This is a genomic window from Flaviaestuariibacter amylovorans, from assembly GCF_039541815.1.
Taxonomy (GTDB): Bacteria; Bacteroidota; Bacteroidia; order Chitinophagales; family Chitinophagaceae; genus Flavisolibacter; species Flavisolibacter amylovorans.
Genome location: NZ_BAABGY010000007.1, coordinates 356,413 through 372,414, shown reverse-complemented (window position 1 = coordinate 372,414; position 16,002 = coordinate 356,413). Strand labels below are relative to the sequence as shown.

At 59.9% G+C, this 16,002-nt stretch carries 9 protein-coding genes and 1 tRNA gene; 6 read left to right on the top strand and 4 right to left on the bottom strand.

All coding sequences use genetic code 11. The features are described 5' to 3' along the window. The first annotated feature begins 254 nt into the window (after nt 1-254). A complete protein-coding gene (locus ABD937_RS10095) occupies nt 255-1,169 on the top strand; it encodes an ATP-binding cassette domain-containing protein (RefSeq protein WP_345255503.1) in 915 nt (304 codons plus the stop codon). Beyond that, nucleotides 1,166-1,927, top strand: a complete 762-nt coding sequence (locus ABD937_RS10090) for an ABC transporter permease (protein WP_345255501.1) — start codon at nt 1,166-1,168, stop codon at nt 1,925-1,927. The genes ABD937_RS10095 and ABD937_RS10090 overlap by 4 nt, the downstream gene beginning before the upstream one ends. Nucleotides 1,928-2,016: 89 nt before the next feature. On the opposite strand, the gene ABD937_RS10085 is transcribed toward ABD937_RS10090, so the two are convergent. From ABD937_RS10085 to ABD937_RS10075, 3 genes are all read right to left on the bottom strand, one after another. Next, nucleotides 2,017-2,448 (bottom strand): DUF1801 domain-containing protein, encoded by a 432-nt coding sequence (locus ABD937_RS10085; protein ID WP_345255499.1) that lies wholly within the window; start codon nt 2,446-2,448, stop codon nt 2,017-2,019. Between the two features lie 121 nt (nt 2,449-2,569). After that, on the bottom strand, nt 2,570-2,929 hold the full coding sequence (locus tag ABD937_RS10080; protein WP_345255498.1) for a hypothetical protein: 360 nt from the start codon (nt 2,927-2,929) through the stop codon (nt 2,570-2,572). A gap of 198 nt (nt 2,930-3,127) precedes the next feature. Continuing rightward, nucleotides 3,128-7,570 carry a PKD-like domain-containing protein gene (locus ABD937_RS10075; protein WP_345255497.1) on the bottom strand — a complete coding sequence of 1,481 codons (4,443 nt, stop codon included), beginning with the start codon at nt 7,568-7,570 and terminating at the stop codon, nt 3,128-3,130. 286 nt (nt 7,571-7,856) lie between these two features. Here ABD937_RS10075 and ABD937_RS10070 point away from each other — a divergent pair, with 286 nt between their 5' ends. Further along, nucleotides 7,857-9,599, top strand: a complete 1,743-nt coding sequence (locus ABD937_RS10070; protein ID WP_345255496.1) for a S8 family peptidase — start codon at nt 7,857-7,859, stop codon at nt 9,597-9,599. A 122-nt stretch (nt 9,600-9,721) separates the two neighbouring features. Beyond that, a complete protein-coding gene (locus ABD937_RS10065) occupies nt 9,722-10,246 on the top strand; it encodes a DinB family protein (protein WP_345255495.1) in 525 nt (174 codons plus the stop codon). Nucleotides 10,247-10,768: 522 nt separating this feature from the next. Here the strand turns inward: ABD937_RS10065 and ABD937_RS10060 are convergent. Beyond that, the gene (locus ABD937_RS10060) at nt 10,769-12,901 is read right to left on the bottom strand and encodes a carboxy terminal-processing peptidase (RefSeq protein ID WP_345255494.1); all 2,133 of its coding nucleotides are present in this window, start codon (nt 12,899-12,901) and stop codon (nt 10,769-10,771) included. A gap of 229 nt (nt 12,902-13,130) precedes the next feature. On the opposite strand from ABD937_RS10060, the gene ABD937_RS10055 reads away from it, so the two are divergent. Together ABD937_RS10055 and ABD937_RS10050 are read left to right on the top strand one after the other, a co-directional pair. Further along, a tRNA-His gene (locus tag ABD937_RS10055) sits at nt 13,131-13,204 on the top strand. 157 nt (nt 13,205-13,361) lie between these two features. Beyond that, on the top strand, nt 13,362-15,959 hold the full coding sequence (locus ABD937_RS10050; protein WP_345255493.1) for a TonB-dependent receptor: 2,598 nt from the start codon (nt 13,362-13,364) through the stop codon (nt 15,957-15,959). The last annotated feature ends 43 nt before the right edge of the window (nt 15,960-16,002 follow it).

Sequence of the window (16,002 nt, the reverse complement as noted above, 5' to 3'; positions counted from 1 at the left end):
GTTGACCACCCGTGCGCCCATGCAAGACGCTCGAAACAGGCCTTCGGCGGTTCCAGGTATTTTTTACTTCGTTCCAAAACGCTCATCTGGTTTTTAAGGACTTCGCGAAAACCACTGGCTTACCAGCCGTCACGGTAATCCACCGCCCATGCCAAAACAATGTACCATGTTTTGCCTAATAGCTAGTTTTCCGGTGTATTAGTTATGAACAAATAGCGGCGCCGGCTGCTTTTCCCGAACCAAACCCACTAAAAATGCAAGCACCTCCCGTCATCCGTACCACCGGGCTTTCCTACCATTATGCGCGCGGTGTGCAAACGCTTTTCGACATCAACCTGGAAGTGCCCCGTGGCAGCATCTACGGCTTCCTTGGTCCCAACGGCTCCGGCAAGACCACTACTCTTTCGCTCCTGCTGGGACTGCTGAACAAGCAGCAGGGCGACATCGAGATCTTCGGACAGCACCTGCTCCAGAACCGCGAGGCCATCTTATCCCGCACCGGCTCTTTGATCGAATCGCCGTCGCTCTACGGGCACCTCACCGCCCGGGAGAACCTAGAGGTATACCGCGCTACGTATGGCGCTTCTAAAACACGGATCGACGAGGTGCTCGGGATCGTAGGCCTCGACGATACCGGCAATAAGGTCGTAAAAAAGTTCTCGCTGGGTATGAAGCAGCGGCTGTCGATCGCGCTGGCACTGCTCCCTGCACCGGAACTGCTGATCCTCGACGAACCCGCCAACGGCCTCGATCCGGCGGGCATCATCGAGCTGCGCGCGCTCATCAAACGCCTCAACCGCGACCACGGCATGACCATCCTGATCTCCTCGCACTTGCTCGGCGAGATTGAGCGGATGGTGAGCCACATCGGCATCATTTACAAGGGAAAGATGCTTTTCCAGGGTCCGCTCGCCGAGCTGCAGGGATTGCAGCGGCAACGGGCGCGCCTCCTGCTGCGCACATCCGACAACGAAGCGGCTTGCCGCATCCTGCGGGAGCACGCACCCGAGCTCGGCGAAGAAGGCCTCAGCGTGGTGTACGACGATACCGAGCAGGTGGCCCGAATCAACCGCCGGCTCACCGAGGGCGGGCTCGACGTATACCTGCTTCACCCCAAGGAAAGCGACCTCGAACAATTATTCATCGACCTTACATCCGAACACGCATGAAACTAGCCATTGCCCTCAAAGCAGAAATGCTCAAGACAAAACGTACCGCCTCTTTTTATTTTACCCTCGTGGGCGCAGCCGTCATACCCTTCACCTTCCTGCTGAACCTCATCGTCGACGGGCTGGACGACACGCGCAAGGACCCGCTGAATTCCATCTTCCGGGTAGCTTCGGAAATGAACGGGCTCGTGATCTTCCCGATGTTCGTGATCCTGGTGTGTACGCTGCTGCCGCAGATCGAATACCGTAATAATACCTGGAAGCAGGTGCTCACCGCACCGCATACGAAAGGACGCGTGTTCCTTGCCAAGTTCCTCAACATCCATTTGCTGCTGTTCCTTTTCCTGGTAGCCGACCTGATCTTCATGGGAGTCGTGGTGGTGGCGGCTAACTTCATCGACCCGAGCCTCCACCTGCTTCAAAATCCCTTCGACCTGGGCAAGGTGCTGGCGAAATGGGGCAACATGTACCTCGCCGCACTGGCGATCGGCTCCTTCCAGTTCTGGCTCGGGCTGCGCTTCCGGAACTTTATCATTCCGATCGCCGTGGGACTCGCACTGTGGCTTACCGGCACCCTGATGGTGTTCGAGTACAAGTCGTCCTTCGCTACCTATTTCCCCTATAGCTTCCAGACCTTCTCGTTACTGCCCCGTACGCAGCCCCTGCTTGGGCAGATGGCCTGGACATCACTGGCCTATGCCCTGTTGTTCCTCATACTGGGTTTCGCGGATTTCCGGAACAGAAGGATGACGGCCTGACCCGATACAGGACCGAACATATTTCAATAAGGCAATGCGGCAGGAAGCAGGGAACGCCCCCACTCCTGCCGCTTTTTTTTGCACGATTTTCAACTACTTGCAGGATACGTGGCCTTGACGTACGCCACACTTTGTTTGCTGATCTGCTCCAGTACCTCCAGGTCGAGGTCATCCAGCTTTTTGAAGTAGATGCACGCTTTTCCCATCCTGTATTTCCCCAGTCTCGCCAACAGCTCCGGGTCTTCCTTGCCGGGCACCGTTACATACAGGGAGAATTCGGCCTTGCGGGGCGAGAATCCGAGCAGGGGCGCATCGCCCTCGTGACCGCTGGCGTAGCGGTAGTGGTAGCTCCCGAACCCGATAATGGTCGGTCCCCACATCCGGGGCGGCGCCCCCGTCCACGCCTGCATCAGCGCTACGAGTCGAAAGCTGTCCTGTTTTTTCTGCTCCTTGTCTACGAACGTGTTGATGAAGGCCGTCACATCGGCCGTCGTAGCTGCGGTTTTGTTTTTAGTTGCCATATCAGGTCGATCGGTTTATAAGCTGCACCACCTGCGCCCGCACCCGGCACGCTCCCGCCCATCCAGGCTCCGATCCGAAACGAATCATCCTGACCGGCATGCGGCGCGCCGTTCCGGACCGCTATTTCGTAGCGGTACCGACGCGCTTCGTTTTCCAGCAGGCGGACGTTACCATTCGGTCCGGCTCGTTTTTGGCGTACACCTCGTACACCTCTCCCCTCTTAAACGGGATGCCGCAGCAGACCTTACTTAGGCAAGGCGTTTCGATAAAGAGGGTGCGTGTATACTGCCTTCCTTTGAACCACTCCTGCACCCGGAAATGCACCACATAGCTTCCCCCGCCATTCTCGATGCGGCGCACCCGCAACACCGTGCCTTTGAACGCGACATCAGCCTTATCCAGCCCCCCGGCACCGATACAGTCGCAGGCGCTTGCCAACAAACCACTAAAGCAAAACAGGATCACGAGTACGTACCGCATAAGCTTGATTTAATAAAGCTGGACGCAGGCTGCCGGTTGGTCAGCCACCCTCCAGTGCCCTGAAAGGTACACAACCGGCGCCACAGGCGGGCAACCACAAGTGCCGAACGGGTGGCCGGTCGGAACGCAGGTGCATAAAAAGAGCCCCGGCATTGCGGCCGGGGCGTCTTTTATCAGGAACCAAGATGGTAAGTCCGATCAGAGCTTCACGAGGCTCCGAAGCTGCGATTTCCCGGTAGCGACGTGCTGCAATTGAAGGCGATACATGCCCGCAGGAAGACCTGTCAGGTCAACCGTATGCGTGCCGCCGTTGACGGCAACCGGGCGCCCGATGGCCTGCCCGTAGGCCCCGAGCAACTGCACCGTCCAGGTACCGGGCACCGACCAGCGCACGGTGGCCAGCCCATTGGTTGGGTTTGGCGCCACCCGTATTTCTTCGGTGGCGGCCATGCGTAGCGTGCCTCCCTCCGAAGGCACGTCGCCGCGCCCCGTGATGCAGTCGTTGACCGTATAGGCCACCGCCACCGAAGGTCCGATACATTTATTGGCAGACGGCGTAACGGTAAGCGTACTTGCGGCGGCAATTCCGCTGCCGGCAGGGTTGGGGTTCTGCGCCGTAAAGCCCGGCACCGTGGCGCCGCCCGAGGTGGCATAGAGGCCGATGCTGTTGGACGAGTTCACCCAGTACACGTTGGTACCCGGCACCGGCGTGCTGAACGTCAAAGGCGCCACTGCCGTGCCGCGGCAGAACACCTGCGGACCGGGGTCGATGACCCTTGGCGTCGGAAAGACCGTGATGCGGAAGGTCTCCGGTTTGGCCGAACAAATGCTGGTGCCGTCACCGAGCGCCGTCACCCGAACGAATGCATATATCGGCTCGTCGCCCGTGTTGGTAGCGGTAAACGATGCGATGTTGCCGCTTCCGGCGGCGGGCAGGCCGATTGCCGTATTGCTGTTGACCCAGCTGAAGCCCGTAGCGGTGCCGATGAAGCTGAGCGGCGGTACCGCGGCGCCGTTGCAATATACCGCGTTGGGCACATTGGCCAGGGTAGCGCCCGGCAGGATCGTTACGTTCGTAGAAGCACTATTGGGGCAGCCGCCGCCGGTGTTGGGCACCGTGTAGCTCACCGTATAATTACCGGTGGCGGCACCGGTGAGGCTGAGGGTGCCGTCCCAGGGGCTCACTGTTAGTCCGGCAGGAGTCACACTCCAGGTGCCGTTGCCCGACGCGGTAAGTTGTGCGCGTGCGTTGCCCAGCGCACAGAACGAGGCCGCGGCGTAGGAGAGGCTGGCTGCATGCGGGTGCACCGTATACGAATAGCTAACCGGCACGCCCGGGCAACCACCGGCCAGCGGCGTAACGGTGATCGTGCCCGTCTGAGCAGTCCCGGTATTGTTCTGCACGGTAAACGCAGGGATGTGGCCGCCGCCCGTTGCACGCAATCCGATGGCAGGGTTGCTGTTCGTCCATACGAACGTGACGCCGGTGGCGGTGGAACTGAACGTGACCGGGCTGCTGTTGTTGCCGGCGCAAACCACCTGGTTGCCCACGGGGCTCATCGTCGGTTGCGGGGATACGCGGATCTGGAACACCATCGGCTTGGCCGTACAGCCCGTGCCACCGGTGATGCGCACGTTGATGGATGCGGTTTGCATGACGCCGCTCGTATTCACCGCCGTAAACGCAGGCAGGTTGCCGGCGCCATCGGCTGCGAGGCCGATGCTGGTGTTCGAATTGGTCCAGGCAAAGCCGATACCCGGTGCACCGCCGAAGGCCAGTGCCGGCATCTGGGTGCCGCCGCACACGAGCTGGTTGGGCTGCGACTGGATGAGGGTGGCGGGCCGCACGGCAACCTGGGTGGTCACCGGCACGGCGCACGCACCGGAGAGGTAGGATACCGTATAAATACCGGACGCGGAAGCACCGATGTCGATTGCGCCGGAGGCCGCGTCGATCGCGAGGCCCGCGGGCGATGCGGTGAACGTGCCACCCGTCACTCCCTGCAGTTGCACCGTGCCCGTACCTGTGGTGGTGCACCAGGGGCCGGTGGGATAGGAAATCGTCGTGGTGGTCTGTGCGATCGTGATGTCGGCCCCGTTATCGGCGGTGAACCATTCGGGTGCGGAAGCCACTACCCGCACCCGGTATCCGCTGCCGGAGGGAACCGACGGCATTGGCACGGTAACCGCGCCGGAGCCGGTTCCGTTGACGCTGCCCAGTACGGTCGGGTTCGCAAAGGAGCCGTTTGCGTCAGAAAGTTGCGCGGTAAATGTATTGCCCGCCGCAAAGGCCTGCGTCACGGTCCAGGGCACGGTGATCGAGGTGCCGGTGCAAAACGAAGTGGCGGTCAGGGCACCGAGGGTTGCCTTTGCACCTTTGAGGCGCGCCACGCGGTTGCGTCCGATCCCGTCCACCGAGGTAAACTCACCGCCGATCAGCAGGTCGCCGTTGGGCAGGCCGGTCAGCGCGTTGATCCGCGCATTGACGCCGGCCCCGGCAGAGAAGGAAGGGTCGTTGGTACCGTCGGGGCGCAGGCGAACGATGGCGCGGTGCGCAACGCCATTGACGTTGTAAAAATCCCCGGCAGCCACGATATGACCCGACTCCTGCACGAGCAGCGCGCCCGGCCAGTAGTCGAAATCCGGGTTGAAAGCGGCGTCGCGGGTGCCGTCGGCCCCGATGCGGACGAGGCCTTTCACGGGTGCGTTGTTATACGAGCGCAGGTAGCCCCCGACCACGATGCGGCCGTCGGGCTGCTGGGCCAGCGCCAGCACCCAGCTGTCGAAGCCCGTGCCGCTGTTGAAGGTGCCATCGAGGGATCCGTCGGTGTTGATACGGGCGATATACCTTGCGGAAGTACCATTGTAAGTGGTAAACTCGCCGCCGATGACCACCTTGCCGTCTGCCTGTACTATAGAGGCGCGTACGCGACCGTTCGGACCCGTTCCGGCGTTGAAGTTGCCATCGAGCGTTCCGTCGGTGTTCACCCGTACCAGCGAGCCGGTGGGGGTGCCGCCGTAGGTGCTGAAGGTGCCGCTCACGAGCGCCTTGCCATCCGGCAGCAGCTGAACGTGGTGCACTGTACCGTTCGGACCCGAGGCATAGCCGGTACCGAAGCTGGGATCGCCGGTGCCGTCGGGGTTGATCCGTGCCAGGTTTGCGCGCGGCAGGCCCAGGTAGCCCGTGAACCCGCCGCCGATGATCATCTTTCCATTTGGCTGCAGTGCCACCGAATTGGGCCAGCCGTTGTGGGTGGTTCCGGTGATACCGGCTACCAGGGAGCCGTCGTCGTTGGTCCAGGCCATATACTCTTTGTACTGCTGGTGATAGCCATAAAAGCGGCCGGTTACGAGGTTTTTGCCGTTCGGATGCGCCAGGATCCCAAAAACGTAGGAGGAGGCGCCGCCGCCCGTATTGTAGGTCAGGTCTACCTCTCCGTTGTTCTCGAACCGGACGATCCCGCCGCGCACGATGCCGTTCCAATGGCCGGAGCGGGCGATGGCGAGGTACTTGCCGTTGGCGAGCTGGCGGATGGCATATACGGGGCGCGCCACGAAACTGTTCATACGGGTAAACGTCAGATCGATGGACCCATTGGCGAGCACACGGGTCATACTCTGTACGGAGTAGTTCTGGTAGCCCGTGAAGTCGCCCCCGATCATGATCTTTCCGTCGGCCTGGGGCAGGATGCAGTATACGCCGGCACTGGCCCTCGTGGGCGGCCAGGTGGTGCGTCCTACGAGCGAAGCGTCGCGGGAACCGTCCGGGTTGATGCGTACGAGGTTGTTGGCGGCGGCGCCGTTATAGGAAGCAATGAAGCCGCCGAGAAGGATCTGCCCATCGGCCTGGAAGGCGATGGCGCGTACCTCGCCAAGCCCTTCGGCATGCCCGCTGCCATTGACGCCGGCCGGAGCCCAGGAGGCGTCGGGCGTGCCATCGCTGTTCAGCCTGGCGATACCCGACCGCGGAATGCCATTTATTGCCGGGAAGCGACCACCGATCAGCAGCTTCGCATTCGAAAGCACCTTTACCGTGTGGAGGTAATACGAGGTGGTGCTGCCAAAGGCAGGCAGCGCGAAACTGTTGTCGAGCGTGCCGTCGGCATTGAGGCGAATAAGATCGTCGACCGCCGTGCCGTTGTAATTGGTGAAGTCGCCGGCTACAAGGATCTTTCCGTCGGGCAGCAGCACGATGTCGTTCACCTGGCGGTCCACGCCATAGCCCTGGAAGGTATTGTCGATGGAGCCGTTGGCGTTGAGGCGCAGAATGCCGCCGTGCGGGATGCCGTTGAAATTGTTGAAGTCGCCACCGACCAGGATCTTGCCGTCTGGCTGAACCACAAGCCGGTATACGATGCCGTCTACGGACGAACCGGCATTGAAGGACGGATCGAGCGTGCCATCGGCGTTGAGGAGGGCGAGGCGGTAGCGGTAGGCGCCGTTGTAGGTCACAAAATAACCGCCTACGAGCGTCTGGGTGGGTCCGTAGGGCGCCATGGCATAAATCCCGAGGTCGGGCCCGTCACCCTTGCCGAAGCCGGGATCGTTGCTGTTGTAGGATAGGTCTACGTTGCCGGTCTGTGCAAGTGCTGGCCGGAAAAAGCCCGCCAGCAGGAAGAGGAAAAAGAGGGAGCGTCTCATATTGTTGGTTTTGGGGTGTGCGGAGCCGCACGGTCACCAAGAGACTCACTTTCGGGCACAAACGAAGAGCTTTGGGAACAAAAGGCGGGATTGATGGGAAGAAAAAGAGGGAATAGCGAATAGGGAATAGCGCATACCGGATGGTGAAGCAGCGCGCCTCGCGCCAGCATCCGAACCATTCGAAACCTTCTGAAACCACCAAAACCGCTAAAACCTCCAAAACCTTGTTTTCACAAATCCCTATCAACGCTTCCCCTTAATTTTAGGTCTATATCCAAACGATTTCATGAAAAGAACACATTTTCCCGCCCGTAACCTCCTCCTGCTGGCCCTCTCCGCCGGCCTCGGATTCGACGCCGCCGCACAGGCAGAGGCCGCCGGCACCCCCAAAGGCTGGCACACCCGCGACCGCGCCACCGATGGCTACTACGGCATTTCGCTCGACAAGGCATACGACTTCCTGAAGGGACGCAAGAGCCAGACCGTTGTGGTGGCCGTGATCGACTCCGGCATCGACACCCTGCACGAGGACCTGAAGCCCGTGCTTTGGCGGAATCCGAAAGAGATCGCCGGCAATGGCATCGACGACGACAAGAACGGCTATGTGGACGATATCCATGGCTGGAACTTCCTGGGCGGCAAAGACGGCCGCAACGTGAAGCAGGACTCCTATGAGGGCGCCCGCTTCTACCACCAGTACCGCGCGAAATACGAGGGCGTCGACAGCAACTCCGTTCCTGCCGCGGAAAAGGCACTGTACCGCGACTGGGTGCGTGCCCGGAACAACGTGACCAGCGGCGTAGATCCCAACCAGGTGAAGCTCCTCGAGCGGATGTACCCCATGATCAAGCGCGGCGACTCCGTACTCGCCGTTCGCCTCAACAAGAAAGAATTCACCGGCAACGACCTGAAGGCCTACACCCCTCCCGGTACCGAGCCGATGGAAGTGAACGTGACGCGCCAGATGTACATGCAGATCTTTACCGCCAACAAGAACTTCGACATCACCAATACCCAAATCCTCGGTGAGCTTGAAGGCGGGATCATGAAGGCCGAAGCGATTACTAAGGCTCCGCGCAACTACCGCGGCGAGATCACGGGCGACAACGAAGCCGATATCAACGACCGCAACTACGGCAACAACGACGTCATGGCCGCTTCGCCTTCGCATGGCACCCACGTTTCGGGGATCATTGCCGCGGTGCGTGGCAATGAGAAAGGCATGGACGGCGTGGCCGACAACGTGCGCATCATGAGCCTCCGCGCTGTGCCCGATGGCGACGAGCACGACAAGGACATTGCCCTCGCCATCCGCTACGCGGTCGACAATGGCGCCAAGATCATCAACATGAGCTTCGGCAAGAGCTTCTCCCCGCAAAAGCAGTGGGTGGACGATGCGGTACGCTATGCCCAGGAAAAGGGTGTGATCCTGGTGCATGCCGCCGGCAACGACGCCAAGAACCTCGACCAGGATTACAACTTCCCGAACGCTTCTTTCCTGAACGAGGGCCGCGCCACTACCTGGCTCACCATCGGCGCCTCGGGCGACCCGAAGAACGGTGGCCTTGCTGCCGACTTCTCCAACTGGGGTAAGAACGAAGCCGACCTCTTCGCGCCTGGCCGCGACATCTACTCCACCATCCCTGGTGGCAATACTTACGGCTCCAACTCGGGCACCTCGATGGCTTCCCCGGTAGCTGCCGGCGTAGCGGCGCTCGTGTGGGAGTACTTCCCGACCCTTACGGCCCCGCAGCTGAAGTGGGTGCTCGAGAACAGCGTGGTGAAGCTCGATACGAAGACCGCCAAGCCCGGCGACGTGGAGGAAGTACCGTTCTCCAGCCTGTCGCGTACCGGTGGCATCATCAACGCCTACGAGGCCGTGAAGCTTGCCGACGCCGTAACGAGCGGGAAAGTGAAAGTGAAGATCGAAGACAACAAGATCAAAGTAAAGACCGAGGACGGCAAGAAAACCAAAGTGAAGACCGAAGACAACAAGACGAAGACCAAGACGGATGTAAAATCCTTCTAACGAGCGTCTAGCTGTCGGGCCGACCCTGTCGAAGCACATACTGAGCCAGTCGAAGCACCGACCATAAAAGGAACCCCGCCCGTACCGGCGGGGTTCTTTATTTTGCGGCAAAATACCCGATTATGGCTACGATCGACCTGGACCGCGTTCCGGCCTTTTACCACCGCTACATCGCCCGTGCCGAGGCCCCTACCCTGGCCGGCACCCTTGCCCTCCGCCACGGGGTGCTGCCCCTGCTCCGCGCTTTGCCAGCAGCAAAATGGGACTTCGCGTACGCTCCCGGCAAGTGGACCATCAAGGAGCTTGTGCAGCACCTCATCGACGCGGAGCGCATCTTTGCTTATCGTGCCCTCTGCTTCGCGCGCGGCGAGTCGGCGGCCCTGCCCGGCTTCGAAGAAGACGACTATGTTCGGACCAGCGAGGCCGGGCGCCGCAGTCCCGAAAGCATCCTGTCGGAGCTGGAGCGGCTCTTTGCCTCCACCGACGATCTCTTTGCGTCGCTGAGCGAGGAAGCCCTCGAGCGGAGCGGCAATGCCAATGGAAACCCGATCTATGTACGCGCCATCGGTTATATCGTTTCCGGACACGTGCTGCACCACCGCGCAGTGCTGGAAGAGCGTTACCTGGCAGTGCCGGTTGCTGGATAACAAGCGCCAGGAACGTATCGAGACGCCTCACCCGGCGTCTTTTTTTTGGCCCGCCGCACGCCGTCGGTGCGCCGGCGCCGAAGCTATAGTGCAGGCGTCAAAAGCCTTTGGCGCGGAGGCCGAAGCGGCTCGCTTTTCTCAAAGCGGAAGGCGGGTGTCATGCGGGGACGCCCAGATGCGGAGCGCGCAGGGAATAATGCATGAAGCGACGTCCGCTTCATTGCAAACCACAGCGACGCAATCTCCCCCTTTACGCGGAGTGATCGAGAAAATCTGCCCTATGCGGAATTCTGAGAGGAGAAAGAACCGCGCGGTGCGACGCTCCATCACCTACCGTGTGAAGCCGGCTTTCCTAGCCCCGCATTTTTCCTGTGCATCCTGCGCCTTGGCGTTTACGCAGCCTGTCCCGCCAATTGCGGAATAAAACCCGCCTTAATCTTTAGGAAAGACCTGGCGCTTGCGCCGGTTTCGGGAAACAAAAACCCCGACCAAGGGTCGGGGTTTCATTATTGGTCAGTAACCTTAAAACGTCTTCACCGGCTGCTGCTCTTTTTTGCTCTTGGCGAGCGCCTGCTGGTTGCGGATATCATCGATCACGCGGAGGGCCTGGTCGAGGTAGATATCACGGCTCCGGTCTTTCAGCCAGGCATTATAGCGCTCCTGCTTGTTCTTATCCTGGCCAATACGCTCCTGGTCGGCCGGGAGGTAATTGATCACGAGCTCCTGGTTGGCCTTGATGAGGCTATCGGTTGCCTTCGCAAGGGCACGGATCTCTTTCTGCTCCTGGCGGTACTGCTCGATGTTGAGCGTATACTCTTTATCGTTGCGCTGGGCCAGCAGTTCCGTATTTTTCTTGATCTGCTGGAACACCGGACTCGCCGTCACGCGCGAGTTGCTCAGGTTCTTGATCGTCTGGAGGTCGTAACCACCATTCCAGGAGCGGTAGTTCGCTTTGGAGATCTCGTCCCAGGGGAGTGCGTTCTCGTTGTCGCGCTCGCGGTACTTGAGGAGCTCGTACTGGTCGGGGATCACCACGTCGGGGGTCACACCCTTCAGCTGGGTGGCGCCGCCGTTGATCCGATAGAACTTCTGCAGCGTCAGCTTCAGGGAGCCGAGCTCGGAGTTGTTGCTCATGAAATTATCGGGGTCGAGTCCGATGGCGCGTTGCACGGTGCCCTTGCCATAGGTGCTCGAAGAGCCGATGATGACCCCACGGCCGTAGTCCTGAATGGCGGCGGCAAAGATTTCGGAGGCAGAGGCGGAGAACTCGTTCACCATTACCGTAAGCGGACCGTCATAAAGCACGCCGGGGTCTTTGTCGCGCATCACCATGGGGCGGCCGTCGCGGCCACGCACCTGCACCACCGGGCCGTCTTCGATAAAGAGACCCACCATATCCACCACCGCGGGTAGCGAGCCGCCACCGTTGGAGCGTAGGTCCATCACGATGCCGTCCACCTTGGCCTCCTTCAGCTTCTTGATCTCCATAGCCACATCGGTAGCCGAGTTATGACCGTTCGGATCGTCGAAGGAAATATAGAACTCCGGGAGGTAGATATAGCCGATGCGGGAGCCGTTCTGCTCCACGACGGCGCTGCGGGCAAACACTTCGTCCTGCTGGATCACGTCGCGGGTGAGCGTCACACGCTGCAGGGAGCCGTCCTTCTTCTTGAGCGTCAGGGTCACATCGGTGCCCTTCTTGCCGCGGATCAGCTTCACGGCGTCTTCCACCTCGTAGCCGGCAATATCCTGCGCGGAGTCCTTGCCCTGGCCAACCTTGGTGATGATATCGCCCACTTCCACCTGCTTCGACTTCCACGCGGGAGAGCCGGTGAGCAGGGTAGCGATCTTGATGTTGCCTTCGTCGTACTGGAGCGAGGCACCGATTCCGGAGAAGGTACCGCTGAGCTGCTCTTCGAAATAGCGCTTCTCCACCGGCGGGAAGAACTCGGTATAAGGGTCCATCAGGTTGGTGATGGTGTTGACGTACACGGCAAAGCGCTTGTCCTCGTCAAAAGTCTTGCGGTTACGCTCGTAGATCCGATTCATGGTCTTGCGTACACGGTCGCGGGCCTCGGCCTCAAGCTGGGCATCGGTCTTGCGCACCGAGTCCTTATTCTTGTCGCGGCCTTCCTGCAGGTCCACAAATCGTTCGAGGGCCATATACTTGAGCTTCTTGCGAATGGCCTCGCGGCGCTCGGCTTCGGTGGCGGCAAAGTCGGTCTTCTTCGGGTCCACTACATAGGTCTCCTTCGCGGCGAAGTCGAACGGCTTCGAGAGGATGTCCTCGTATACCTTCTTGGTTTCCTCCACGCGCTTGTCGAAGATCTTGCTGACCTCCTGGAAGAATTCTACGGGTGCTCCCTTCAGCTCGTCGTCCACGCGGGTTTCGTGGCGGCGGAGGCTCTTGAGGTCCTCTTTCAGGAAGATGTTCTTCTCCGGGTCGAGGCCTTCGAAATACTTCGCGTACACCTTCCGGGAGAAATCATCGTTGACGTCTTTGGGACTGAAGTGCCCCTGGCGGATCATCTCGGCCACGTTCTGCAGGATACGCTCATATTTCGAGGGAGGTGCGGCGTTGTCGGATCCGAAGCCACGGATGGCCAGGAAAATACCGATCGCCAACATGGTTAGCAATAAAGGGAGTCTTTTCATACTGAATAGGAATTTATAAGCCGGAGGCATATTGCCAAATTTAAAGCAAAAACGATGCGCGTTCCTGCAGAGTGTTCAACTTAACAAACGTTTTTGATGAAAGGAAAAGGCGGCGTGTTAACAGGTTGTTTCACGTTAATCAACGTTACCGGCTATGCTGCTAAAAAAAGTCTGCCATAAAATTTGACCGTAAAGTGCCTTTTTCCCTATTTTTGCACTCCCCAAGACGGTGGTTATAGCTCAGTTGGTTAGAGCACTAGATTGTGGTTCTAGGGGTCGCCGGTTCGAACCCGGTTAGCCACCCAAAACCCTCGCAACAGCGGGGGTTTCTTTTTGCCCCTGCTTACCGTTCATCCAATTTCAGAACCCTTCTGCATTTGAAAGGTTAATAATGGTTAACAAACGGCTGCTCCACCCCCCTTCTGGTCTATTTTTGCGGCCTCAAACCAATCTTCCGTACATGATCCGACTTTATTACCTCTGCCTAGCCCTCATCCTTAGCTTCTCCGCCGTTGCCCAGCAACGCCCGGCAGGCGGAGGCGGCGCCAACCGCGGCGGACCTTCTATGACCGGCCGCTTTTATGGCCGCGTGGTGGACGCCGGCTCCAACAAAGGCATAGAGGCTGCTTCCGTGGTGCTCGTAACGATGCGCGTCGACACCGTGACCAAGCTGCGCAAAGAATCCATCGTAGGCGGTATGCTGACCGCGGCCAATGGCGACTTCAGCGTAGAGAATGTTCCTGCTATGGGACAGTATACCCTGCGCATCACCGGCATCGGCTATAAGACCCTGGAGCAGAAAGTGCAGTTCCAGCGCCCGCAGGGCGGGATGGACCAGTCAGCCATGCTCAACGCGCTCGACCGCGACCTCGGCAATATCAAGCTCCAGATCAACCAGGAAGAGCTCGCCAACGTAACCGTGTCCGCTACCCGCCCCCAGCTGACCATGGGCATCGACCGTAAGGTGTTCAACGTGGAGCGCAACATCACCTCCGCAGGCGGCACCGCCGTAGACGTGATGCGCAACGTGCCCTCGGTGAGCGTAGACATGGACGGCAACGTCTCCCTGCGCAACAACGCCCCGCAGATCTTCGTCGACGGACGCCCTACCACCCTCACGCTCGACCAGATCCCTGCCGACGCCATTGAAAGCGTGGAGATCATCACCAACCCCTCCGCCAAATTCGACGCCTCCGGCGGCACCGCAGGCATTCTCAATATCGTGCTGAAGAAGCAGAAGCGCGTCGGCTATGCCGGTTCGATCCGTGCCGGCATCGACTCCCGCGGACGGCCCAACGGCGGCGGCGACATCAACATCCGTCAGAACAAGATCAACGTATTCGCGAGCGCCAACCTCATGAGCCGCAAGTCGATCTCCTCGGGCATCACCGACCGTACCACTACGGGCTTCGGCAAGACTTCCGTGCTCCATCAGGAAGACAGCACCACGATGAAAGGCGTCTTCGGCTTCGGCCGCGCCGGTTTCGACTACTTCCTCAACAACCGCAACACCATCACGATCAGCGGCTCCTACAACCGCGGCCAGCCCAACAGCGTCAGCACCACCAACATCTTCACCAACCTGCGCTCGTCCGGCAACCCCGACACGCTCCAGCGCATCTCACGCATCACCGACGCCGAGCGCGATTTCCGCAACGTGGGCGTGCAGGCCTCGTTCAAGCATATCTTCCCGAAGGCCGGGCATGAATGGACGGCCGACGTGACCTATAACAAGGGCGACAACGAGAACATCAGCTATATCAACTCCCAGACGAGCCGTGTATCTCCCAGCCCCGAGAACCAGGGTGGCTACCTCCAGCAGCAGAACGTGGCCGGCACCAACAAGGTGCTCGTATTCCAGACCGACTATGCCAACCCGCTTAGCGACAAGTCGAAGCTCGAAGGCGGCGCCCGCATGCAGATCCGCGACATCATGAGCGACATCGGCTACAACATTGGCGGCAAGAGCTCGGCCACCTTCTTCACCAACGAGGAGCGGATCTACGCGCTGTATGGCAACTACTCCGCCCGGATCAAGAACTTCGGCTACCAGCTGGGCCTGCGCGCCGAAAGCTCCACCAACGAGGGCGTGCTCAACCGCAGCCAGTCGTTCCGCACCGAGTTCCCTGTCAGCCTCTTCCCGAGCATCTTCCTGAGCCAGAAGCTGACCGACTTCAGCGACCTGCAGATGAACTACAGCCGCCGCATCAACCGCCCCAACTTCTGGCAGCTTTTCCCCTTCACCGATTATTCCGACTCGCTGAACATCAGCCGCGGCAATCCTGCGCTCGTACCGGAGTTCACCAACTCGGTGGAACTGTCGTTCTCGCACCAGTTCAAGAACCGCGACAATTTTATTGCTTCGGTCTACTTCAAGAACACCAATAACCTGATCACCGGCTACCAGGCGCCCGAGTTCGACACCTTCCTGAAGCGGGATGTGTTCGTGAACTCGTACATCAACGCCAACCGCAGCTACGTGACCGGCCTCGAGCTCGTAAGCCGCAACAAGATCACGAAGTGGTGGGACCTGACGTCGAACGCGAACTTCTTTACCTCGCAGATCGACGTGGTTGGCCAGCCCGACCAGGATCCTTTCCTCTCCTATTTCTTCAAGGTGAACAACCAGATCCGCCTGCCGAAGAACTTCAGCCTGCAGCTTTCCGGCGACTATACGTCCCGGATCGTGTCGGCGCCCGGCGGCTCCAACAGCGGCGGCGGCCGTGGCGGCGGCGGCGGCATGTTCGGCGGCGGCGGCGGCGGTTCTGCAGCCCAGGGCTTTATCCGCCCCAACTACGGTGTGGACGCCGGTGTACGCTTCGACTTCCTGAAAGACAAGAAAGCGACCTTATCGCTCAACGTCAACGATATCTTCCGCACGCGCAAGTACGACGCGCACATCGAGTCTTCGGGCTTCGTGCAGGACGTGGTGCGTCGTCGCGACCCGCAGATCGCGCGCCTCAACTTCTCGTGGCGCTTCGGCAAGATGGATGCTACGCTCTTCAAGCGCAAGAACACGCGCCAGGAAGATGCGGGTGTCGATTCCGGCGGTATGTAATTCAGACGCTACTTCCTTTGAAAAGTCCTGCCACACGGCAGGA